General features: G+C 72.7%; 20 protein-coding genes and 1 pseudogene. 4 read left to right on the top strand and 17 right to left on the bottom strand.

What is annotated here, in order from left to right; all coding sequences use genetic code 11:
* Window positions 1-30: 30 nt before the first annotated feature.
* The 14 genes from QNO07_RS08020 to QNO07_RS07955 form a co-directional block, all read right to left on the bottom strand.
* Window positions 31-711 carry a SigE family RNA polymerase sigma factor gene (locus QNO07_RS08020; RefSeq protein WP_283990975.1) on the bottom strand — a complete coding sequence of 227 codons (681 nt, stop codon included), beginning with the start codon at window positions 709-711 and terminating at the stop codon, window positions 31-33.
* Window positions 712-877: 166 nt separating this feature from the next.
* Complete coding sequence (locus QNO07_RS08015) at window positions 878-1990, bottom strand: pectinesterase family protein (protein WP_283990974.1); 1113 nt, start codon at window positions 1988-1990, stop codon at window positions 878-880.
* Between the two features lie 136 nt (window positions 1991-2126).
* Window positions 2127-3449, bottom strand: a complete 1323-nt coding sequence (locus QNO07_RS08010) for a pectate lyase family protein (RefSeq protein ID WP_283990973.1) — start codon at window positions 3447-3449, stop codon at window positions 2127-2129.
* A 61-nt stretch (window positions 3450-3510) separates the two neighbouring features.
* Window positions 3511-4335, bottom strand: a complete 825-nt coding sequence (locus QNO07_RS08005; RefSeq protein ID WP_283990972.1) for a rhamnogalacturonan acetylesterase — start codon at window positions 4333-4335, stop codon at window positions 3511-3513.
* Between the two features lie 108 nt (window positions 4336-4443).
* Window positions 4444-5781: an ABC transporter substrate-binding protein gene (locus QNO07_RS08000; RefSeq protein WP_283990971.1), complete on the bottom strand. Its 1338-nt coding sequence runs from the start codon at window positions 5779-5781 to the stop codon at window positions 4444-4446.
* A gap of 127 nt (window positions 5782-5908) precedes the next feature.
* Complete coding sequence (locus QNO07_RS07995; protein ID WP_283990970.1) at window positions 5909-7489, bottom strand: glycoside hydrolase family 43 protein; 1581 nt, start codon at window positions 7487-7489, stop codon at window positions 5909-5911.
* On the bottom strand, window positions 7486-8325 hold the full coding sequence (locus tag QNO07_RS07990) for a DUF6807 domain-containing protein (protein WP_283990969.1): 840 nt from the start codon (window positions 8323-8325) through the stop codon (window positions 7486-7488). Before QNO07_RS07990 ends, QNO07_RS07995 begins: the two co-directional genes overlap by 4 nt.
* Entirely contained in the window at window positions 8322-9494 is a 1173-nt protein-coding gene (locus QNO07_RS07985; RefSeq protein WP_283990968.1) for a Gfo/Idh/MocA family protein, read from the bottom strand. The genes QNO07_RS07990 and QNO07_RS07985 overlap by 4 nt, the downstream gene beginning before the upstream one ends.
* 142 nt (window positions 9495-9636) lie before the next feature.
* Entirely contained in the window at window positions 9637-10551 is a 915-nt protein-coding gene (locus QNO07_RS07980; RefSeq protein WP_283990967.1) for a carbohydrate ABC transporter permease, read from the bottom strand.
* Window positions 10548-11477 (bottom strand): carbohydrate ABC transporter permease, encoded by a 930-nt coding sequence (locus QNO07_RS07975; protein WP_283990966.1) that lies wholly within the window; start codon window positions 11475-11477, stop codon window positions 10548-10550. The genes QNO07_RS07980 and QNO07_RS07975 overlap by 4 nt, the downstream gene beginning before the upstream one ends.
* A 126-nt stretch (window positions 11478-11603) precedes the next feature.
* The gene (gene araD, locus QNO07_RS07970) at window positions 11604-13331 is read right to left on the bottom strand and encodes an L-arabinonate dehydratase (protein WP_283990965.1); all 1728 of its coding nucleotides are present in this window, start codon (window positions 13329-13331) and stop codon (window positions 11604-11606) included.
* The gene (locus tag QNO07_RS07965) at window positions 13328-14230 is read right to left on the bottom strand and encodes a dihydrodipicolinate synthase family protein (protein ID WP_283990964.1); all 903 of its coding nucleotides are present in this window, start codon (window positions 14228-14230) and stop codon (window positions 13328-13330) included. Before QNO07_RS07965 ends, araD begins: the two co-directional genes overlap by 4 nt.
* 32 nt (window positions 14231-14262) lie before the next feature.
* On the bottom strand, window positions 14263-14919 hold the full coding sequence (locus QNO07_RS07960) for a GntR family transcriptional regulator (protein WP_283990963.1): 657 nt from the start codon (window positions 14917-14919) through the stop codon (window positions 14263-14265).
* Window positions 14920-15152: 233 nt separating this feature from the next.
* Complete coding sequence (locus QNO07_RS07955; protein WP_283990962.1) at window positions 15153-16343, bottom strand: hypothetical protein; 1191 nt, start codon at window positions 16341-16343, stop codon at window positions 15153-15155.
* Between the two features lie 559 nt (window positions 16344-16902).
* Between QNO07_RS07955 and QNO07_RS07950 the strand changes: the two genes are divergently transcribed.
* Complete coding sequence (locus QNO07_RS07950; RefSeq protein ID WP_283990961.1) at window positions 16903-17721, top strand: NAD-dependent epimerase/dehydratase family protein; 819 nt, start codon at window positions 16903-16905, stop codon at window positions 17719-17721.
* Between the two features lie 213 nt (window positions 17722-17934).
* Window positions 17935-18741, top strand: coding sequence for a pectate lyase (locus tag QNO07_RS07945; protein ID WP_283990960.1), 807 nt, complete (start codon window positions 17935-17937; stop codon window positions 18739-18741).
* Between the two features lie 46 nt (window positions 18742-18787).
* Here the strand turns inward: QNO07_RS07945 and QNO07_RS07940 are convergent, their stop codons facing one another.
* Window positions 18788-19435: a DUF2278 family protein gene (locus tag QNO07_RS07940; protein WP_283990959.1), complete on the bottom strand. Its 648-nt coding sequence runs from the start codon at window positions 19433-19435 to the stop codon at window positions 18788-18790.
* 47 nt (window positions 19436-19482) lie between these two features.
* Here QNO07_RS07940 and QNO07_RS07935 point away from each other — a divergent pair.
* Both QNO07_RS07935 and QNO07_RS07930 read left to right on the top strand, forming a co-directional pair.
* Window positions 19483-19737 (top strand): annotated as a pseudogene (locus QNO07_RS07935) (substrate-binding domain-containing protein); the annotation flags it as partial.
* A complete protein-coding gene (locus tag QNO07_RS07930; RefSeq protein WP_349636818.1) occupies window positions 19711-20997 on the top strand; it encodes an alpha/beta fold hydrolase in 1287 nt (428 codons plus the stop codon). The pseudogene QNO07_RS07935 and the gene QNO07_RS07930, both read left to right, overlap by 27 nt.
* 38 nt (window positions 20998-21035) lie before the next feature.
* On the opposite strand, the gene QNO07_RS07925 is transcribed toward QNO07_RS07930, so the two are convergent.
* Window positions 21036-21527 (bottom strand): GNAT family N-acetyltransferase, encoded by a 492-nt coding sequence (locus QNO07_RS07925; protein ID WP_283990958.1) that lies wholly within the window; start codon window positions 21525-21527, stop codon window positions 21036-21038.
* A 124-nt stretch (window positions 21528-21651) separates the two neighbouring features.
* Entirely contained in the window at window positions 21652-22617 is a 966-nt protein-coding gene (locus QNO07_RS07920; protein ID WP_283990957.1) for a pirin family protein, read from the bottom strand.
* Window positions 22618-22680 lie beyond the last annotated feature (63 nt).

Below are 22680 nucleotides of genomic sequence, written 5' to 3'. Positions count from 1 at the left end.
CCACAGATCGTTCGAGATTACGAACATTGTTCAGTGAGGAGAACGACTCGACTCTATTTCCGGTCGGGCCGCCACAACAAGCCGTGGGTGCACCGCCGAACGCGCCACCGGGCGCACCGGGGGCCGCACGGCGGCGAACTGCACCAGCGGCGCGGGCACACATGCGGCGGACGCCTCCTGGGGGTCGAGCAGCCGCTGCAGCTCCGCGACGCCGCGGGAGGTCTGGCTCTTGACCGTGCCGACGGAGATGCCCAGCACCAGGGAGGTGTCCCGCTCGGACAGGTCGAAGGCGTGCCGCAGCACCACGCAGGCGCGTTTGCGGAACGGCAGCCTGCGCAGCGCGCCCTGTACGTCGACCACCGCGGGCACGTCCGGTCCGTCGTCGCAGACCCCGTCGCCGGAGTCGCACGGCGGCCAGAACAGTGCGATCCGGCGGCGCTCGCGAACGGTGCTGCGAACCCGGGAGCGGGCCAGGTTCGCCACCACGCCGCGCGCGTACGCCACCGGGCGGTCGGCCCGTCTGGCCCGGTCCCAGCGGTGCCACAGCGCGAGCAGCGCCTCGGCAGCGAGGTCGTCCGCCGCGTCCGCCTCACCGGTGAGCAGCCGCGCGAACCGGGCCAGTTCGCGGTAGTGGAGCTCGAAGAACTCGTGGAACTCGGCGGCCTCGTCTACATGGCCTACGTGGTTGACGTCGTCGACGCGTCGGTCCACGGCGATCCCTCCCTGCTGGCAAGACCCCGCACCTGCCGCGCGGGCACTGCCCGGCACACTCCCTGCCCCGCCAGGGGGCGGGGCAGGGAGTGTGCCGGGCGTCGTGTGGCACACCCGGTCGCCGGGGTGCCGCTCGGAGGCGGTGTTCGGGTGCACGCCGGTGGCCTCAGTCGCTCCGGCCTGGCCGCCAGGCGCCCAGGTAGGCGTCCGGTGTGTGCAGGCGGGCCTGCGCCGCACTCAGCTGCGGACGGTTCTCCGGCACGCGGACCCGGGCACCGGGGCCGGTGTTGCGGTACTCGGCGAAGCGCTGCTTCTGCCAGGGGTGGCCGGCCGACATGGTGCCGTAGGGCGCGTCGGCGTCGATACCGGGACCCAGGTGGGTCTCCCGTACGACGAGGCCCGGCCACGCCGTCGGGTCCGAGGAGGGCACCCAGGGGCGGGCCAGCTTGTAGTGGCCGTCCGGGGCGGCGCTGGTGATCCGGCACCCGGTGGCCAGGTAGCCGTGGATGCGGGCCCGTGCGGTGCTGGGGGCGAAGACGAAGCCGTAGGGCGCGGCGGCCAGGTCGCCGCGGTCCAGGGTGTGGAAGTGGCAGCGGTCCCAGACGGCTGTGGCCCGCCCGAAGACGAAGTCGACGTCGCCCTCCACGTAGCAGTCGAGGAAGTACTGGCGGGCCTCGGCTGCGAGGGAGGACGAGTCGGCGTAGAGCGTGTCCTGGTGGCCGAGGAAGCGGCAGCGGTGGAACGCCGACCGGTCGCCCTGCACCTTCACGGCCACCGCCTGGGTGCCGGTGGTGCCGGGATGGTCCGCGCGCAGCCAGGTGTTGGCGAAGGTCACGTCGCGGGCGGTGAACCCGGCGGCGGCGAGTGTCACGGTCGCCGATCCGCTGGTGCCGTAGGTGCCGCCGTCCGGGCGGGGTGTGCCGGCGGCCCGTGCGTGCGAGATCACGGTGCGCCGGGGGTCGCCGCCCGCGCCGAGCAGGGTGAGGTCCGTGCGGTCGGCGGGGACGTGCACCGTGCCGTGGTGCACGCCCGGGGCCAGGACCAGGGTGTGGCCGGGGCCGGTGGCGGCGTCCACGGCGGCCTGGACCGTGGCGTGGTCGCCGCGGCCCAGCGGGTCGACGTACCGGGTCAGGGGCGTCAGCCGGCGGGCCGGCGAACCGTACCGCCCGAAGGGCGCGGTCGCCGGTGCCGAGGCACGGGCCGGGGTGGCGCCGAGCAGGGCGCCTCCCGCTGCGGCGAGGAGGGCCAGCGCGGTGCGCCGGCTGGGGGAGGAGGACATGGGGGACTCCTTGGGTCACGCGGCACCGGGCCGGGGGCCGCGGCCCCCTGAGGGGCCGCAGCGCGGGGTCCCGCGGCGGGCGCCGCTCCCTCCCGGGCCGGAGGGGCCCGGGAGGGTTCGTGTGCTGAGGGGGCGGTCAGCAGCCGGGGAGCCGGCCTGCTCCGGCGTGGCGCTTCACCAGGGCGGGGACGGCGCGCGGGTTGTCGACCCGGGTGCGCAGCACCGGCTTCCAGCCGGCGCCCTCGGTCAGCTGCTCCTCGGGTACACCGGCGTTGTGCACCGCGATCAGGTCGGTGGTACGGCCGTTGACGAGGTTGTTCCTGGCGGTCAGCGGGGCCTCGGACCACTTCTTCAGGATGCGGGCCGGGTCGAACTCCCGGGCCAGGGTGAAGGCGTTGTGCTCGGCGACCAGGCGGGACTCGAAACCGATGCCGTAGGTGTAGCCGTAGACGCTTCCGGCGGTGGCGACGAAGTGGTTGTTGTAGGAGTCGACCTGGCCGAAGCGGACGCGCGGCGCACGCTCGTTGAGGTCCTTGAAGACGTTGTGGTGCAGGGTGACGCGCAGCTTGCCGCGGTCGGTCGCCCCGGCGCCGTCGCTGTTGCCGATCAGCATCGTCTTGTCGTGGTCCTTGAACACGTTCCAGGACACCGTGACCAGGTCGGCGCCGCGCACGATGTCGAACAGGCCGTCGTGCTGCTGGAACAGCTCACCGAAGTAGCGCGGCTGGTCCGCGTCGAGCCGGTCGCCGTCGCTGAAGGTGTTGCGGTCCACCCACACGTGGCGGGAGCCGTACACGACGAGGTTGTCGTACTCGGAGTTCCACGCGCCGTTCGCACCGTCGGTGGGGTCCCACTGCGGGAAGCAGTCGTAGGTGTCCTCGAAGTTGAGGTTGCGGATGATGACGTTGGACACGCCGCGGACCTGGAGGCTGGCCCCGATGATGGTGGCGTCCTTGCCGACGCCGACGATCGTGGTGTTGGACGGGACGGCGACGTTGACGGCTGCCTTCTGCTTGGCGGCGGAGGCGACGCGGGCGTCCTCCATCGGCCCGGACGGGTCCTCGCGGCCCCAGGTGTCCGGGTCGTAGGCGGCGAGGTACTTCTCCAGCGTGTAGCCGTCGGTGTGGTAGTCCTCGCAGCTGAGCGGCCTGCCCTGGGCGTCGGCGTTGCCGTGCACGGTGCCCGCGACGCGCACGATCTTCGGTGCGTCCCCGGCCTCCTTGAACGCGGCGAGCAGTTCGGCGCGGTTGGTGACCGTGTACACGTGCTCGGGTGCGGCGGCCGAGCCTCCGGTGGTGGAGCCCTCGGCGGACGCCCAGCCGTCCCCGGCGGGCAGCACGGCCCGCTCCCACGTCTGGGCCGGGGACGCCGCCTGGGCGGGGCCTCCGGGGGTGAGCGCGAGGAGCGCGCCGCCCAACAGCATGCTCATGGCACGTACATGACACTTGCGAGTGTTCATTGACCGGTTCCTTCTCAGTCGAGGAGGGGAGGGGCGGAGGGGTTCGGCTACGGGGAGCAGGTCAGTCCGGCGGCCAGGTGATGCGTCCCGGATCCACCGGGTCGTCCAGCCGGCGCAGGTCACGCGCGGCCAGTACCCGGCTGTCCCGCAGCGCGCGGGCGGTCATCCGGGCCACCTCGACGGCTCCGCGCGGACTGAAGTGGGTGTTGTCCTGCACGCCGTCGGGATGGTTCGGCGACTGACCCGGGGCCAGGTGGAGGAAGCAGGCGATGCTGCCCTGCTCACCCAGCTCCTGCCACCGCTCCAGCGAGAGCGCCTGGAGGTCGAGCAGCGGCACGCCCTCGGCGCGGGCCAGCTCGCGCACGGCGGCCGGATAGTCGCCGTGGGTGGGCCGGGCCGCGCCGTCCGGCCCGAACCGGCGTCGCTCCACGGAGGTGAGGAGTACGGGTCGTGCCCGCCGGGCCCGCGTGCCGTCGAGGTACCGGCGGAGGTACTTCTGGTAGGTGGTGAACGGATCGGTGCCGCGGGTCGGGTCGTCGGTCTTCGCGTCGTTGTGCCCGAACTGGATCAGTACGAGGTCGTCGGGGCGCACCGCCTCCAGCAGGACGTCCAGCCGGCCCTCGTCGATGAAGCTCTTGGAACTGCGGCCGTTCACCGCGTGGTTGGCCACGGTGAGGCGGCGGCCGAGGAAGAACGGCAGCGCCATGCCCCAACCCGTCTCGGGCGCGGCGCGCGCGGTCTTGGTCGCGGCTGTGGAGTCGCCCGCGACGTGCAGCGTACGCGGAAGCGGGCGGGAGCCCTGCTCCTGCGCGGCGGCGGGACGGGCGGCCAGGACCGGCGCCAGCGCGGCGAGCGCGGCGGTCAGTCGTCGTCGGGTCAGGGACACGCGGACTGCCTCTCGGGTGGGTCGGCCTGGGGCCGACGACGGGTGGGGGAGGAGGGCGCGGGCCGGGCACCAGGGCCTGGTGCCCGGCGGTGGCGCCGGAGGGGTGCGTCAGCTGCCGTTCCGCTCCTTCCACTCGGCCTGGGCCTCGTTCAGCTCGCCGGCGACCTTGTCCAGGAACGCCTTCGCGGTGGTCTTGCCGAGCAGCAGCTTCTGGAACTCCGGCTCGTTGTCGGCCTTGCTGATGTTGTTCCAGTCGGCCAGGTAGTACGGCAGCTGCACGATCTCGGTCGAACCGTCGGTGAGGGACTTCGCGGCGAGCGCCGTCGGCTCGGACTCGTTGATCCAGGGGTCCTTCGCAGCCTCGGTGTTGGCCGGGATGGCGCCCGCGGACTCGTTCCACTTGCTGTTGGACCTGTGCGACGCGGCGAACTCGATGAACTTCCAGGCCGCCGTCTTGTTCTTGCTGGACTTGAACAGGCCCAGTCCGTCCACGGGGTTGGAGACCTGCACGCGGGTGCCGCCGTCGCCGATCGGAGCGGGGATACCGGCGAACTTGTCCTCACCCAGCGCCTTCAGGTGGTCCTGGTAGGAGCCGAGGTTGTGGCTCAGCATGCCGATGGTGCCCGAGTCCCACTGGGCGACCATCTTGGTGAAGTCGTTGTTGACGTCGGCGGCGGGTGTGGTCCGCTTGTACAGCCCGGCGTACTTCTCCAGCGCGGCGACGTTCTTGGGGTCGTTGAGCGTCGTCTTGTCACCGTCCCAGAACTCGGTGATGCCGGACTGGCCGTACACCGCGTCGATGGCCTGCGCGATCGAACCGGCGCCGCCGCGGATGGTGTAGCCGAACTTGTTGCTTCCGGCGTCGGTGAGCTTGCCGGCCGCCTCGTAGAACTGCGCCCAGGTCGTCGGGGCGTCCAGCTTCGCGGCCTTGAACAGGTCGGTGCGGTACCACAGCACGCCGTTGTTCGCGGAGGTGGGCACGGTGAACATCTCGCCGCCCCGGCCGCCCGCGTCCTTGACGCTGTCCACCATCGCCTCGACGAGCTTGCCGTCCAGCGAGGACTCCGCGATCCGGTCGCTGACCGGCTCCAGCGCGTCCTGGGCCACCATGTTCGACAGGTACGCGGTGCCGACCCCGCCCACGTCGGGCAGTCCGCCGCCCGCGATGGCCGTGTCGTACTTCGACTGCACGTCGGCGATCGGGATCGGGACGTACTTGACCTTGATGTCCGGGTTCTGCTTCTCGAAGTCCTGGATGATCTCCTTCCACACAGCGGTGCGGGGGCCGCCGTTGTTGTCCCAGAAGGTGATCTCGCCCTTGCCGCTGCCCTCGTCCCCGGCGCTGCCGCTGCCGTCGTCACCGCAGGCGGTGGCGGTCAGGGCGAGCACCGTCGCCAGGGACACCGCTGCTGCGGCCCGTCCCGGGAGTGTCCTGGAGATGTTCATCGTCGGCTCTTCTCTGTGGATGCGGTCGGTTCGTGTGCGCTGCGGGGGGTGCGGGCCGTGAGGGGCTCGTCGGTGCCGTGCCCGGTCGTCCTCGTGCTCCGGGCGGGCGGTCCGGTCCGCCGGCGGGTCAGCCGGTGGCGCGGAAGCGGGTGAAGTGGGCGGTTCCGGTGGGAAGGCCGCCGGGCGGTGCGGTGGCGAACAGGCCGAGCAGGGCGCCGACCCAGCGCCACGCGGTGGCGGCGAACACCTGGCCCGAGGGCACCGGGCCCGCCCCGTCGTGCGTGTCGGCCAGGAAGCGGCAGCGCACCCCAGGGGTGACCTCGATCCGCAGCCGGGCCTGCCCGGTTGGGGCGGCCCGGGAGTGCGCCGCGTCCCGCTCGTGCTCGGCGACAGCCTCCGCGTACCGGTGCACCAGGCGCACCGCGCCGTCCTCGTCCCGTTCCAGGCCGATCCAGCTGAAGGCGTCCCCGAGCACGGCCAGCCCCGCCTTGGCGCCCGGAGGTCCGCCGTCGAGGGCCAGGTCGACCTCGGCGGTGAAGGCCTCCGCCGGGAGCCGCTGGGACAGTACGTGCGGCAGGGCCCGCAGGTCGTGCGCGTAGGCCGTGGGCACGCAGGTCAGACGCAGGCCGTCGCCGGCGTGCCGGGTCGTCCAGCCGGGTTCGGGCACCGCCGTCCACTGCCACTGCGGGCCGAAGCCCCCGCCGGGGAAGGTGTCGTCGGTGGCGGGCGCGGTGACCGGCTGCCGGGGCACGGCGGGCTTGCGGTGCACGGCGACGGGCTCGCCCCCGTCGCCGATCACCGGCCAGCCGACGCCGTCGTTCCTGTCGCTGTCGCTGTCGCTGTCGCCGTCGCCCTCGCCGGTCCAGCGCATCGGCTGGAGGTGCACCACCCTGCCGTGCGGGCCGCGGGCCTGGAAGTGCACGAACCAGTCCTCGCCCGCGGCGGTGCGGACCCAGCCGCCCTGGTGCGGACCGTTGACGCCGGTCCGCCCCTGGGCGAGCACCACCCGCTCCTGGTACGGGCCGAAGAAGTCCCGCGAGCGGAAGGCGCCCTGCCAGCCGGTCTCCACACCCCCGGCGGGAGCGAGGATCCAGAACCAGCCGTCGTGCCGGTACAGCTTCGGGCCCTCCAGGGTGAACCAGCCGGGCAGCAGGTCGCCGTCGACGAGGGTCTTGCCCTCATCGAGCAGTTCACGGCCGTCGGGGCTCATCCGGTGGCCGGTGAGGCGGTTCTTCACTCCCGACCGGGACTTCGCCCAGGCGTGCACCAGGTACGCCTCGCCGGTCCGCTCGTCCCACAGCGGGCACGGGTCGATGAGCCCCCGGCCGGCCTTCACCAGGTGCGGCCCGCTCCAGGGGCCCTCCACCCGTTCGGCGTTGACCTGCTGGATGCCGCGGTCGGGATCACCCCAGAAGATCCACAGCCGTCCGTCGTGGTGCCGGATCGACGGCGCCCACACCCCGCGGTCGTGCTGCGGGACGACGAAGTCGCCGGCCGGTTCGGGGCGGTCCAGGGCGTGCCCGACCAGGGTCCAGTTGACCAGGTCGCGCGAGTGCAGCAGCGGCAGCCCAGGCACCCGCCCGAAGCTGGACGCGGTCAGGTAGAAGTCCTCGCCGACGCGGACCACGTCCGGGTCGGACCAGTCGGCGTTCAGCACCGGGTTGCGGTACGTGCCGTCGCCGAGGTCGGCGGTCCAGGGCCTGCTCACGCCGTCACCACCCTGCGCACGAGCGCCGCCGCGTCGGCCCGGTCCAGGCGGCCGTCGGCCACCACGGTGACCACCCGCCGCACCAGGGTCTGCCCGGCGGGCAGCAGCAGCCGTTCCCCGGCCGCGAGGGAGGAGCCGACGCCGGGGTACTCGGTGGTCCGCACGAACCACGGGTCGCGGCGCGTCTCCGCGGTCGCGCCGGCGAAGACCAGCGTCCACCCGTCCCCGGTCAGCGCCACCCAGTCCGCGGCCTCACCGTGCACCGCCTGTTCGCCCTCCAGCGTCGCGGTGAACACGGCGGGCGGTGCCGCCTCCTTCGGCGCGCGCCAGAAGAAGCCGCCGTAGGCGGCGCCGGGGCGGCCGTTGGTGGCGGGACTGCCGAAGGAGACGTCCGCGCCGCGGCGGCTGGTGAACGAGAACGACAGGTCCAGCACCCAGGCCGTGTCGGCCCACGCCGTGCCGGTGAGTGCGGTGGCGGCCACCGTGCGGTGCTCGCGAAGGAGTTCGGCGCCGTCGGCCTCCCAGCCCAGCTCCGCCACGAACCCGTCCGGGTCGCGGAGCTTCCAGCCCAGGTGGCGCTGCACGCCGTGGTTGTCCAGCACGGTCGGGCCCTGGCCGCGCACGAACGTGCGCCCACCCCAGAAGTTGTAGCCGTCCACGTCCGGGATGGCCACGCCGGCACCGAGGTGGTGCACGTGGTCGGCGGGCCGCTCCTCGGTGACGGCCCTCCCGCCGAGCGTGCTGACCGGGTGCAGGCAGGGGCGCCGGTCGGTGTCGGACCGGTATCCGTAGCGGGCCACCGGACGGCCCGCGCAGTGCAGCGCGGCGGAGGTCATGACGGCCTCATCCCGGTGGACTCGGCCCAGGGTGCGGCGAGTTCGGAGTAGAGCGACAACGAGTCGGCGCCTGCGGCGACCATTGCGTCGATGCCGTGCACGACCCGGCGCACGCCGCCGCCGTCGTCGGTCGGCGCGGAGTGCCAGGCGCCGGACGGCAGCGCGACCGGCTCGGGCGCGGTGCGCACGGCCTCGACGACCCGCATGAACGCGCCGGTGCTCTCCGCGGGCGCGAGCAGCGGCGTGCCGTCCCGCAGGTGCGCGGCCAGGTTCTCCAGCAGGTCGGTGCGGCCGTGCCGGCTCTCCTGCGGGGGGTGCCCGGAGCGGTGGAGGAGCATCCGGTCCTGCTTGTACCAGAAGGTGATCCGCCCCTGGTCGCCGTGCACGATGACGTACGGCTCGCCGGGCTGCTCGGCGCAGAGCGTCACCGCCGCGGTGACCGGCAGACCGCCCGTGGTGGTGATCCGCACCGCGGAGGTGTCGTCGGCCTCGATGTCGTGGGCGCGGAACAGCTCGGTCTCGACGTCCGCGACGTCGGCGGCGGTGGAGGCCCCGGCGAGCGCGAGCGCGGTGGCGACGGCATGCGCGAGCGGGTTGGTGAGCACCCCGTCGACCACGTCGGCGTCCCCGAGGCGGCGCCGCCCGGCCCAGGGCGCACGCCGGTAGTACGCCTCGTCGCGGACCCACGCGCCCGCCGCTCCGACCCCGCGCAGCGTGCCGACGGCACCTGTGCGGACGAGCTCCGCGATGGCGGGCAGGGCGTGCGAGCCCATGGACTGGAAGCCGATCTGGCAGGCGGTACCGGCGGCCCGTACGCCCTGGGTGAGCTGCTGGTACCCGGCCCAGTTCGCGGCGGGCGGCTTCTCCAGCAGCAGGTGCACACCCTGGGCCGCCGCTGTCAGCGCGAACGCGGTGTGGGTCTGGATCGGAGTGCAGACGATCGCCGCGCGGGCACCGGTGACCTCCAGCAGCGAGCCGAAGTCCGGGGACTGGGCGGGCGCGGGTCCGTCGAAGCCGGCCAGCTCGTCCGCGTCGAGCGGTGTCAGCTCGCAGATCCCGGCGAGCGTGACCACGCCCTCGCGCTGCAGGCGGCGGATGTTGGCCAGGTGCCAGCGGCCGTGGCCGCGCGCGCCCGTCAGGACCAGGGGCAGTGCGGCGGTGGTGCTCATGCGCGCCTCCTGCGGGGGGTGGGCCGCGCCGCGGCCGTGGCGGGCCGGCCGGGGCGTGGTGCTGGCCGGTGGCATGTCATGGGATGGGTCCTCCTCGGCCGGACCGGGCCTGTGGGCGTGGTGGGGAGTCGGTGCACGGCGGTCAGCCCTTCACAGCGCCGGCGCTGAAGCCGGTGATCAGCCACTTCTGGATGAAGGCGAAGACGATCACCACGGGGACGGCGGCGATCACACCGCCCGCGGCGAGCGCGCCCAGGTCGACGCTGTCGGCGCCGATGAGGGTGTTCAGCCCGACCGGGATGGTCTGCTTGTCGTGTTCGCTGAGGAACATCAGGGCGAACAGGAAGTGGTTCCAGCTGTGCACGAACGCGAACGAGCCGACGGCGATCAGCCCGGGCCGCAGCAGCGGCAGGACCACCATGCAGAAGGCGCGGAAGCGCGAGCAGCCGTCCACCCAGGCGGCCTCCTCCAGGGTGTTGGGCACGTTCTTGATGAACCCGCTGATCAGAATGATGGACAGCGGCAACTGGAAGACCGTCTCCGCGATGATCACGCTCCACAGGGAGTTGATCAGCTGGAGGTTCCGGAAGATCTCGAACAGCGGCACCAGCATCAGCGCGCCGGGAATGAACTGCGAGCACAGCAGCGCCAGCATGAACGCGTTCTTCAGCCGGAACCGGAAGCGGGCGAGCGCGTAGCCGCCGGCCAGCGCCACCAGCGTCGTGGTGAACAGCGTGGCGACGCCGACCATCATGCTGTTCTGGAAGAACAGCGCGAAACTGCGCTCGTTCCAGACCTTGGAGAAGTGCTCCCCGGTCATCGGCCACGGCAGCAGCGAGGTGGAGCCGGCCGGGCGGACGGCGAACAGCACCATCCAGTAGAAGGGGATGAGCGTGAACACCAGGTAGATGCCCAGCGGCAGGTAGATCTGCCAGCGCGGGGCCTCGTCGAAGGCCCGCTCCCGCCCCCGGCGGCGCGGCGCGGCGGGCGGAGGTGCGTCCTGCGGGGACGTCCCGGTGGAGCCGGCGGGGTGCTTCACGGCGAGTGCGGCAGTCACTTGTGGTCGCCTCCGAACTTGCTCAGGCGCAGATAGAGGATCGAGCAGAACAGGAGGATCACGAAGGCGACGGTGGTGAGCGCCGAGGCGTAGCCGAAGTCGTGCCCCTCGATCCCGGTGTTGGCGACATAGAGCGGCAGGGTCGTGGTGACGCCGGCCGGCCCGCCGCCGGTCAGGGTGTACAGCAGGTCGACGTTGTTGAACTCCCACACCGCGCGCAGCAGGGTGGACAGCACGATCGCGTCCCGCAGGTGCGGCAGGGTGATGTGGACGAACTGGCGGACGCGTCCGGCGCCGTCCACGGACGCCGCCTCGTACAGCTCCTTCGACACCGACTGCAGGTCGGCGAGGATGAGGATGGCGAAGAACGGCACCCCGCGCCACAGTTCGGCGACGACCGCGGCCCAGAAGACGGTGCCGGTGTCGGACAGCACGGACGTCCCGTACTCACCCAGGCCCGCGTCTGCGAGGTAGCGGCTGAAGCCGGTCGAGGAGTTGTACAGCAGGATCCAGATCGTGCTGGTCAGCACGCCGGAGACGGCCCAGGGGGAGAAGACCATGGCCCGGGCGATGCCGCGGCCGATGAACGTCTGGTTGACGATCAGGGCCAGTGCCAGGCCCAGGACCAGTTGCAGCGAGACCTGGACGACGACCCACTGCGCGCTGAAGACCAGCGAGGTCCAGAACATGTCGTCCGCGGTGAAGATCCGGACGAAGTTGTCGAAGCCGGCGAAGCCGTTCCGCCACGGCTTGGTGACGTTGTAGTCCTGCATGCTGTAGTAGAAGACACTGATCACCGGGTAGGCGATGAATCCCAGCATGAGGAGACCCGCGGGGGCGATCAGCAGATACGGCAGTCGGCGGGGTGTCGCCGAGCGGCGCTTGGGCGCCTTGGGCGGTGTGGCCACGGCTGCGCCTTGGGCCATGACACGTCTCCGTTCTCCTGTGGTGCTGGGGCGTGGTGCGGGTGCGCGGACCCGGGGGTGGCAAGCGCTTACTACTGGTCAGGCGGGGACAGGGGCCGGTGGTGCACGGGGGAATGCAGGCTCCGGTCAGCCCGCGTAGGGGTCGGGGACCTCACCTGGGCGGGACAGGAAGGCGAAGTCGCAGCCGGTGTCGGCCTGGGTGATCTGCTCCTCGTAGAGCGCGCCGTAACCGCGTCCGTAGCGGGCGGGCGGGGCCGTCCACCCGGCGCGCCGCCGGGCCAGCTCCGCCTCGTCCACGTGCAGGTGGAGCCGGCGGGCCGCGACGTCCAGCGTGATCAGGTCGTCGTCGTGGACCAGCGCGAGCGGGCCGCCGACGTACGACTCGGGCGCGATGTGCAGGACGCACGCCCCGTAACTGGTGCCGCTCATCCGGGCGTCGGACAACCGGACCATGTCCCGCACGCCCTGCTTGAGCAGGTAGTCCGGCAGCGGCAGCATGCCGTACTCGGGCATGCCGGGGCCGCCCTTCGGTCCGGAGTTGCGCAGCACCAGCACGTGGTCGGGGGTGAGCGCCAGCGCCGGGTCGTTGATGCGCCGCTGCATGTCGCGGTAGTCGTCGAACACCACGGCCGGGCCGGTGTGCCGCAGCAGGTGCGGCTCGGCCGCGATGTGCTTGATGACCGCGCCGTCCGGGCACAGGTTGCCGCGCAGCACCGCCACGCCGCCCTCCTCAGCCAGCGGCTTGTCGCGGTCCCGGATGACCTCCGGGTTGTGCACCCGCGCACCGGCCAGCTGCTCGCGCAGGCTGTCGTGGGCGACGGTCGGCCGGTCCAGGTGCAGCACGTCCGCCAGCCGGGACAGGAACGCGGGCAGCCCGCCGGCGAAGTGGAAGTCCTCCATCAGGTAGCGCCCGCCCGGGCGGAGGTCGGCCAGTACCGGCACCTCGCGGGCGGTCCGGTCGAAGTCGTCGAGGGTCAGGGTGACACCCGACCTCCCCGCCATGGCGATGAGGTGGATCACGGCGTTGGTCGAGCCGCCCAGCGCGAGCACCGTCGACACGGCGTCCTGGTACGCCTCGGCGGTCAGCAGCTGCGACAGCGTCAGGCGCCGCCACACCAGCTCGACGATCCGCCGCCCGGAGGCCGCGGCCATCCGGTCGTGCCCGGAGTCGACCGCCGGTATGGACGAGGCACCCGGCATGGTGACGCCCAGGACCTCGGCCGCGGCCGTCAGCGTCGAGGCGGTGCCCATCGTCATGCAGTGGCCCGGGGAGCGGGCCAGCCCGCTCTCCAGTTCGGCCATCTCGCAGTCACCGATGAGACCGGCCCGCTTGTCGTCCCAGTACTTCCACATGTCGGTGCCCGACCCCAGCACCTCGTTGCGCCAGTGCCCGGGAAGCATCGGCCCGGCCGGCACGAAGACCGCGGGCAGGTCCACGGACGCGGCGCCCATCAGCAGCGCCGGAGTCGACTTGTCGCAGCCGCCCATCAGCACCGCCCCGTCCACCGGGTAGGAGCGGAGCAGTTCCTCCGTCTCCATCGCCAGCATGTTGCGGTAGAGCATCGGCGTCGGCTTCTGGAACGTCTCCGACAGCGTGGAGACCGGGAACTCCAGCGGGAAACCGCCGGCCTGCCACACGCCCCGCTTCACCGCCTGGGCCCTCTCGCGCAGGTGGGAGTGGCACGGGTTGATGTCGGACCAGGTGTTGAGGATCGCGATGACGGGCTTGCCCAGGTGTTCCTCCGGCAGGTAGCCGAGCTGCCGGGTGCGGGCCCGGTGGCTGAACGAGCGCAGCCCGTCCGTGCCGTACCACTGGTGGCTGCGCAGGTCCTCCGGCGCCGCGCGGCCGGTCACACCGACCACCCGGCGACCTGGTCGGCGACATCCCGGCGCTGCGCCTGGGGCAGCACCCGGCTCGGTGGGCGCACGTCCCGGCTGCACAGCCCCAGCGAGGCCAGCGCCTCCTTGACCACGGTCACGTTGTCGGCCGACTGCCGGTCGGCGCGCAGCTCCTCGAACCTGCGTATCTGCTCCCACACCTTCATCGCCGCCGCGTAGTCGCCGTCGCGCAGCGCGGCGAGCATCGACAGCGAGACGCCCGGTGCGACGTTGACCAGCCCGGAGGTGAACCCGGTGGCCCCGGAGGCGAAGTAGGACGGCGCGTACAGCTCGGCCAGCCCGGCGATCCACACGAAGCGGTCCAGTCCCGCGTCCCGGGCGAAGGCGCCGAAGCGCGCCGCGTCGGGCACCGCGTACTTGACCCCGACGACGTTGGGGCAGTCGTCGGCCAGCGCGGCGAGCCGGTCGCCGGTGAGCAGCGGGTTGCGGATGTAGGGCACAACGCCGAGTTCCGGCACGGCCTCGGCGACGGCCCGGTGGTAGTCGATCCAGCCGTCCTGCGACACGTAGGGGTGCACCGGCTGGTGGACCATCACCATGTCGGCGCCGGAGTCCCTGGCGTGCTCGGCGGCAGCGACCGCCGTCGGCACGTCGTGCCCGACGCCCACCAGCACGGCGGCCCGGCCGCGTGCCTCGGCCACCGTCAGTTCGGTGACCGCGCGGCGCTCCTCGGGGGAGAGAGCGTAGAACTCGCCGGTGTTGCCGTTGGGGGTGAGCACGCGCACCCCGCCGTCGAGCAGCCTGCGCAGCAGGACGCGGTGCGCGGCGGTGTCGATGCTCCCGTTCGCGGCGAAGGGGGTCACCGGGATGGCGACGACGTCAGCGAGCGCCGTCTTCAGCGGTGAGAGGTCCATACGGACTGGCCTTTCGTCGGTGTACCGGCCGTTCACGCCGCGCCACCCCCGGCTTCGTCGTCGGGAAAGGCGCGGTGGACGAACGACGCGATGTGCTGGTGCAGGCTTGCGGCTGCCGCGTCGGCCTCCCCGGCCAGCGCGAGCCGCAGGATCTCGCGGTGCTCCGCGGCCTCCCGCTCCCACGTCGGCAGGTAGGCCCAGGCCACGGTCGACACCAGGGCGGCCTGGTCGCGGAGTTCGTCGAGCATCCGGGCCAGCAGCGGGTTGCCGCAGGGCAGGTACAGCGCCCGGTGGAACTCCCTGTTGGCCAGCGACCTGTCCGCCTTGTCGTCCGCCGCGTCGGCCCGCTCCAGGGCTTCGCGGGCCGCGTCGAGCGAGGCGCTGCGGGTGATGGAGCGGCGCAGCGCCTCGGGTTCGAGCATCAGGCGGACGTCGTAGACCTCCCTTGCCATGGTCGCGTCGACCAGACGGACGACGGCTCCCTTGTACTGGCTCATCACCACGAGCCCGGAGCCGGCGAGCGTCTTCAGCGCCTCCCGGACGGGGGTCTTCGACACCCCGTACCTGGCGGCGAGTTCGGTCTCGACGAGCGCCTGCCCCGGTCTCAGCTGCGCGGTGAGGATCGCGTGCTTGATCGCCTCCAGCACGTACTGCGTGCGGGACGGAATCGGGGTGGGCGCAAGGGTCATGGGTGAGGAGCTCTCAGATCTCGCGTATCGCGTCTCATATATGACGTACGAAGTACGACGCGATGAAGCTAGAGGTGGGCCGAATGTTTCGTCAACGCTTCTGACAGAAGAAGTTCCGGGGCCGTCCAGGCGTCGAGGCTTCGCCGCAGGTGGCAGGCCCGGCAAGGTAGAAAGCGGTTTCTGTCCGAAAGGGCGGGAGAGTGCGGGGAGCGCCCGTTACGGCTGCGCGGCCGTCAGTCCGCAGCTGCCCGGTCGAGCTTCGCGAGCGCCTCGGTGACGGCCCGCAGGTCCGGCCCTGAGGCCAGGCCGGCGTGGTACAGGCGGAGTTCGCCGGCTCCCAGGGAGGCGGCGTGTGCGGCGTCCCGCTCCAGCGTCCGGGGTGAACCGCCCATGCCCGTGACGATGTTGAGGTTGGCCGCGACCACCCCGGACCGGCCTGTGAACGGCCGCAGCACCGACTCCCGGGCGGCGTCGTCGCCGGTGCACGGCAGCACCACACCGTCCGCGACGGACAGGACCTGACGGGCGTCCACCCCGGGGTTGGCGCCGGTGCGGTACGGCTCCGGATCGGCGTGCAGCAGCACCTGGAAACCCGCCCCCGCGGCGGCCCGCACCGCGCCGACCACCGACTGCTGAAGCGTGCGGGCGACGTGGCCGCGCCAGCGCAGCGTCGCCTCGGCCGCCCGCGCGCCCAACAGGGCGCGCACCCCCGCCCAGCCCGCCTCCGGCGAGGGCGCGCCCGCCCACACCGGTTCCAGCGCCTCGCGTACCGAGGCCGCCAACCGGTCCGGATCCTCGCCGTGTTCGGCGTACCCGGCCTGGCAGGCGTCGCAGAAGCAGAGCGACATCAGGTACGAGGCGGCGTCCCCGAAGGCTACCCCGCCGACCTTGTCGTGGGCGTGCAGGTGCGCGTAGCCGTACCAGCCGCACGACTCCAGCTCGGTGCCGGCCGCCCCCGGCCGGACCGCCGCCTCCGCTGCCAGGCCCACCAGGTACGACCGCACCTCGGGCCGCGCCACGCAGGGCGCCCACGGGTAGCGGTCCCCGTGCGCGTTCACCACGCAGCTTCGCGGATGCTCCTCGCCCAGGCGGGAGTTGTGCGCGAGCACCACCCAGGAGTGCACTTCGAGGCCCGCGGCGGCCAGCGCTTCGGCCGCCTCCCCGAACGCGTCCGGCGAGGCCGTCCAGGTCTGCGGCCGGGGACGCAGCGCCGTCCCCGCCCACCGGCGCTCGTCCGGCGGGTACAGCACCGCGGCGTACTCGGCGGTGACCACGCGGTGGCCCGGATGGCGCGGCGTCACCGCCCGCGTGGAGTGGTACGCGGAGGCCAGCGTCACCTGCCGAACCCCCAGGTCCGCGACGCGCGCCGCGGCGTGCGGGTCTCCCACGACGTCCCACGGGTAGAGAAATGCGGAGGTCTTCACTCGGACTCCTCGGGTCTGAGGCCGCCGGTGTTCCCGGTCGGCAACGAGGTGCGGCGGACGCGCGGTTCGGCGACCGGGCGGGCAGGGAGGCGCGGCCCCCGGGACCGCCCGGCGAGCGGCGGCCCGGGGCGTGGCGGGCAGGGCCGGGGAGGTGTGGCGCGAGCGGGTTCCGTCGGCGTCCACGGGTTCGCCGGCCGCGCTCCCGCGGGGCGCGGTCACGTTAGGGCGGCGCGACGACGCAGGTCAAGGAGGTGCCCGTGGTGGTGGCGCTGTGCCGGTGCCGTGAGCATCGCCGGGTGGGACGGCACTTGACGCCGTCGTCCGCGCTTCCTAGCTTGTCCGTTGCATGGGAACGCCGACCGTCGGCGCACACCTCCCGTGCCGGTTCCCCGGTGCGCGCCCGCCCGCCGCACACACCGTGTGCGCACGCAACGCCCATCCGCCGCGCAGCTCAGCCGCACCGCCTTCGCGCCCCTCCCGCCGGGCCCGGTCGCACCACGGACGGCACCGCCGCCCCTGCACCGGGCCGACCCGTCCGTCCCGACTGAGGAGTCCCCGCATGCCCGCTCCGCGCACCGTCCTGCTCACCGGCGCCGCCGGCGGACTCGGCACCCTCATGCGGGAACTGCTCCCGGCCTACGGATACGAGCTGCGCCTGCTGGACGTGGCGCCCGTCACCGGGGCACCGGACGCGATCACCGCCGACCTGGCCGACATCGGCGCCCTGCGTGAGGCCGTGCGCGGCGTGGACGCGATCATCCATCTCGCGGGCATCTCCCTGGAAGCGCCCTTCGAGATGATTCTGCGTGCAAACATCGAGGGCACGTACCACCTGTACGAGGCCGCCCGGGAGGAAGGCGTGCCGCGCATCGTCTTCGCCTCGTCCAACCACGCCACCGGCCACACCCCCCGGCCGCTCCCGGGCGAACCGCTCATCCCCGTGGACACACCCCGCCGCCCGGACACCTACTACGGCCTGTCGAAGTCCTTCGGTGAGGACCTCGCGCAGTTGTACTGGGACCGGCACGGCATGGAGACCGTCTCCGTCCGCATCGGCTCCTGCTTTCCCGAGCCCACCTCGGTGCGCATGCTCTCCCTCTGGATGAGCCCGCAGGACGGGGCGCGGCTCTTCCACGCCGCCCTCACCGCCGAGGCGGTCGGCCACACCGTCGTGTACGGCTCGTCCGCCAACACCCGGCTGTGGTGGGACCTGACCTCCGCCCGTTCCCTGGGCTACGAACCGCAGGACGACTCCGAAGGCTTTGCCGCGCAACTCATCGCCGAGCAGGGCGAACTGGACCCCGGCAACCCGGAACACGCCTGCCTGGGCGGTCACTTCGTCACCAACCCGACCATGTGGCCACTCCCGCGCGACTGACGGGGACCGCCGGTACCGCCGCCCCGCCGGAACTCTTCGCATCCGGCGGCAACCTTCCGGGCGGGGGCGGCGACTTGGAGGTGCAGCACCACCCCCAAGCGCCCGGTGCACGGAGCCGACGGCCGCGGGCCGGTCACCGCGTACCGCTCCGCCGCTCCCAGCCGGGCGTCCGACCCACCTCCCACGAGGCCCCACCCCAAGGAGCCGACGCACATGACCCACTCCAAGAACCTCTCCCTCACCGGCAAACGGCGGGTGATCGCCGGCGGCATCGGCGCGTTCGCCCTCGCCGCCGGCGCCCTCGTCACCGGGCTGTCCCTGCCGTCCGCCTCCGCCGCCACCTGGCCCTCGGCCAACGGCAGCGAGCCCGTCAGCGCGACGAAGAACATCTCCGGTTCCGTCGACGGCGGCATGAAGCGCTACTACGGCACCGGCAACCTGGGTACCGGCGGCCAGGAGGAGAACCAGTCACCGCTGTTCAAGCTCGCCGACGGCGCGACGTTGAAGAACGTCATCCTCGGCGCGCCCGCCGCCGACGGCATCCACTGCTCCGGCAGCTGCACGCTGCAGAACGTGTGGTGGGAGGACGTCGGCGAGGACGCCGCCACCTTCCGGGGTACCGGCAAGACCTACACCGTGACCGGAGGCGGCGCCCGTAAGGCCTCCGACAAGATCTTCCAGTTCAACGGCGGCGGCACGCTCAACATCTCCAACTTCGCCGCCCAGGACTTCAAGACCTTCGTGCGCTCCTGCGGCAACTGCTCCACCCAGCACAAGCGCACCATCAACGTGAGCAACACCGAGATCACCGCACCCGGCGGCGTGATCGGCGGCATCAACACCAACTACGGCGACTCGCTGACCCTGCGCGGCATCACCATCATCGGGGACAGCAGCAGGAAGATCGTCCCCTGCCAGAAGTACCTGGGCAACAACACCGGGGCCGAGCCGACGAAGAACGGCAGCAACGCCGACGGCACCCACTGCAAGTACTCGGCCTCCGACCTGACCTACCGCTGACCGCAGGTGCGGCCGGGGACTGCCCGGCCGCACCGGAGCACTGCGGTCAGGCCGGGTGCCCGTCGTCGTCGGTGCGCTCGGCCTGGGTGGTGAACGCGGACAGGAAGGCGTCGTACCGCCCGTCCTCCCGACGGGTGAGGACGGCGCCGTCCTGCCAGACGCCGTTCTCGTCCCACCACTGGCTACCGGGCGGGTCGCCCTGGTTCTGGTGGATGTTGTGCATGCCCAGCCCGGTCCGGAACGGCTCCCCGAAGACGAGCACGTCCCGGCCGGGCACCAGCAGCGGTTCCAGCGCCGAGGCGGCGTCGAGGTGCGAGCCGAGCGACCACGGCGGCGCTGCGGCTGACCCGCCGAGCCGGCCCGGCGGCCGGCGGACGAAGACGCAACCCGGACGGCCGGTGAGCGCCGGATGGCGGACGAAGTCCAGGGCTCCGGAGTCCGGAGTGCGGGCCAGCTCGTGGTAGCCGGGGACCCACGCGGCCACCGGACCGAGCGACGACGCGTCCAGGATGAGGCACTTCCAGCGCACCCCGGTGGCGGACTGCTTGCTGTCGACGTCCACGGCGCACCGGTGGCGCCCGGCGGGAGCGTCCACGGTGAGGTTGACGTGGAACCAGCGTCCCTGCGCGTCGGGCGGGTCCCGGAAGTGGTGGTGCAGGGTCCCGGCGAGAACGCCGTAGCGGCGGAGCGGCATACCACCCAGTCAACCACCGTCCGGCAGCCCCGGCCATGTCACCGCCCGGCGTGCTCCAGGCCCTCTACAGGGCCGGCGTGAGCGTGCCCGACGAGGTGGCGCTGGTCGGCTACGACGACATCGAGTTCGCCTCCGCAGCGGCCGTGCCGCCGACCTCGGTGCGGCAGCCGGCCTTCCACACGGGCAGGCTGGCCGCCGACCTGCTGATTGAGGAGACCGGCGACCGGGCGGACAGCCACCAGCACCAGCGCATCGTGCTCCAGCCGGAGCTGGTGATGCGCGACTCCTCCCTGTCCCGCCGCCGCTGGCACCGTCCGGGCCGCCGCCCGCCGGGGAGGCGCGGTGGGGACGCGCGGCCGGAGGCGGCTCGGTCGTCGGCGGCGTGCACGCGAATGCCGGGCAGGACGCGTTCGGCTACGCTCGGAGCAGGGGTGAGGAGGACCGGAAACTTGTCCACCATCGCCGAACGCCACGTCGTGCTCCGCGGGAACGCGCCGCAGGAGCTGGTCATCCCGTATGCGGAGGCTGGCTACCCGGGTTCGCTGCCCATCGTCCTCGTCCACGGCTGGGCGGACTCCTGGCGCACCTTCGAACCGGTGCTGCGCCGCTTCCCCGCCAGCCTGCACGGCTACGCCCCGACCCAGCGCGGCCACGGGGACGCCGCGAAGCCACCCGACGGCTACACCCCCGAGGAGCTGGCCGCGGACCTGGTGTCCTTCATGGACGCGGTCGGCATCGAGCGGGCCGTGCTGGTGGGTGGCTCCAGCGGTGGCGTGCAGGCGCGGATCGTCGCCGGACGCTACCCGGACCGGGTGGCGGGCCTGGTCCTGCTGGGCACTCCCGCCGCGCTTGCCGACAAACCGGGCGCCATGGAGTTGTGGGAGGCCGTCCGCGAGCTGCCGGAGCCGGTGGACCGCGCGTTCGCCGAGGAGTTCTCCCGGGGAATGACAGCCGGGTCCATGTCACCGGCCTTCACGGACGCCGTGGTCACGGAGAGCCTGAAGGCTCCCGCCCGGGTGTGGCGTGACACCCTGCGCGGCCTGCTGGAGACCGACCTGCCGGCCACACTGTCCGGCATCCTCGTGCCGACACTCGTGCTCTGGGGCGACCGGGACGAACTGCTCACCCGCGAGGACCAGCAGACCGTGCTGGACGCGATCCCCGGCTCCCGGCTCGTCGTCTACGAGGGCGCCGGGCACTGCCTGTACTGGGAGCGCCCCGAGCACGTGGTCCGCGACCTCGCCGACTTCGTCGCCACCCTCGACCCCGGCACGCCCGGCGCCGGGCCCGGCCCCGCCGAACCCGGCCCCGACCCGGAACCGGACCCAGCCCCGGAACCGACGGGCGGCGGCCCAGCCCCGGAACCCGCGGGTGGCCCGGAACCGGACCGCGCTCCCGGGCCGGCGGCGGGCGGCCCCGAGCCGCACCGGCAGGACGACGGGCAGCAGGAGGACGAGCAGTCGGAGGCGGACACCGCAGCAGCCACGCCGTCGCGCCCCGCGCCGGACAGCCCCGGCGGTTCCGGCCGCCGGCCCGCCTGGCGCAGATGGCTCCGCGTCTGAACCGCAGAGGCGCGAGGCCGTGGTCATCGTCGCGGCCTTCAACGCACGGTCGTATCCCGTGATTCGTGCTCATGGCCGACGGGCAGCGGTCGACCGAGACAGACGGTGAGCGGATCGTCGGTGTAGTAGCCGAAGGCGGGGACATCGGCATAGCCGCACGAGCGGTACAGGCCGATCGCCGCCGGGTGGCGCCGGTTCGTCTCCAACACGATCCAAGGTGCACCTGCGGCTGCGGCAGACTCCTCCAGCCACGCCAGCATGGGACGGGAGAGCCCATGCCCGCGCTGTCCATCGACGACGAACATGCGCTTGAGTTCCGCGCGCCCGTCCGCGCGCATCCGCCAGCCTCCCATCACGACAGGCACGGCGGACTCGTATCCCACAGCAAACGCCCCATCGGGCGGCGAGAACTGCCCAGGCTCGGTGGGACTGTCGTCGGGAGCACCGTAGATCTGCACGTACTCGGCCTGTAGACCTGCGACCAGGGAAACGACGTGCGGGTGGTCGTAGGCCCGGCGAATGATCTCCATGGGCCCAACCTAACGGCCAGGGTTGAGCGTGTTGGCAACCGACGGAGTCACAACCTCCTACCCTCAAGCGAATGACTCACCGAGCCTCAGAACCCGAGCCGCATGCAGGGCGTGGGGTGCCAGGTCAACGCACCCGGCCGCGGGGCTTGAGGGGGACGGGTGGCAGCTCCGGGGCCCGCAGCGGGTCGCCGTCGTAGCCGGTGACCTGGCCGAAGCCGGACCCCGTCATCCAGTCGGTGCGCGCCCGGTCGATCTCCTCGTGTGTGCGGCCCACGAAGTTCCACCACATCACGATCTTCTCCTCGAACGGCTCGCCGCCCAGCAGCATCAGCTCGGCGTCGCTGTCCGCGCGGAGCGGCAGCTCCCGCCGCCCGCAGTCCAGGTACAGCATCGAGCCCGGTTCGACCCGCACGCCGTCCACGTCAGCGGCGCCCGCCATGGACAGCACCGCGTACTCGAAGTCCGGCTCCAGCGGCAGGCGGGCCGAGGCGCCGCCGACCAGCGACAGGTCGGCGCCGACCAGCGGGGAGTGGACGGTGCCGGGGGAGCGGGTGCCGTCCAGCCCACCCAGTACGACGGTGGCCCGCAGGCCCGGCGACGTGACCTGCGGCAGGTCGGTGTGGTGTTCGAAGGCGGGCTCGGTGTGCCGGTGCGCGTCGGGCAGCGCCACCCACAGCTGGGCGCCGTGCAGGATGGGGGAGTGGTCGCGCGGCGACTCCTCCGAATGGGAGATCGCCCGGCCCGCGGTCATCAGGCCCAGCTCGTAGGCGCGCACGGTCTGCAGGCTGCCGACGCTGTCGCGGTGCAGCACCTCGCCGCCGTGCAGCCAGCTGACGGTCTGCAGCCCGGTGTGCGGATGCGGCGGCACCTGCATGCCCGGCCGGTCCGCGATGTCGTCCGGACCGTACTGGTCGACGAAGCACCAGGCTCCGACCATGCGGCGCCCCAGCCCCGGCAGCAGCCGCCGGACCCGGGTGGACTCGCCCAGCGGCACGGTCCGCCCGGTCATCAGCTCGCGCACCGGTTCGGCCGCCACCTCGCCCAGACCACCGCAGGTGCGCGCGGTCGGCCGGAGGTCAAGATCACTCATGTCCCCACGCTACGCCCCGAGGCCGCGGTCGGGAACGAGGCGGGCCGGAAATACCATGGGCCT

Origin of the sequence: Streptomyces sp. 549 (genome assembly GCF_030124175.1) — a bacterium.
GTDB lineage: Bacteria > Actinomycetota > Actinomycetes > Streptomycetales > Streptomycetaceae > Streptomyces.
This window is presented reverse-complemented; position numbering and strand designations above follow the sequence as displayed.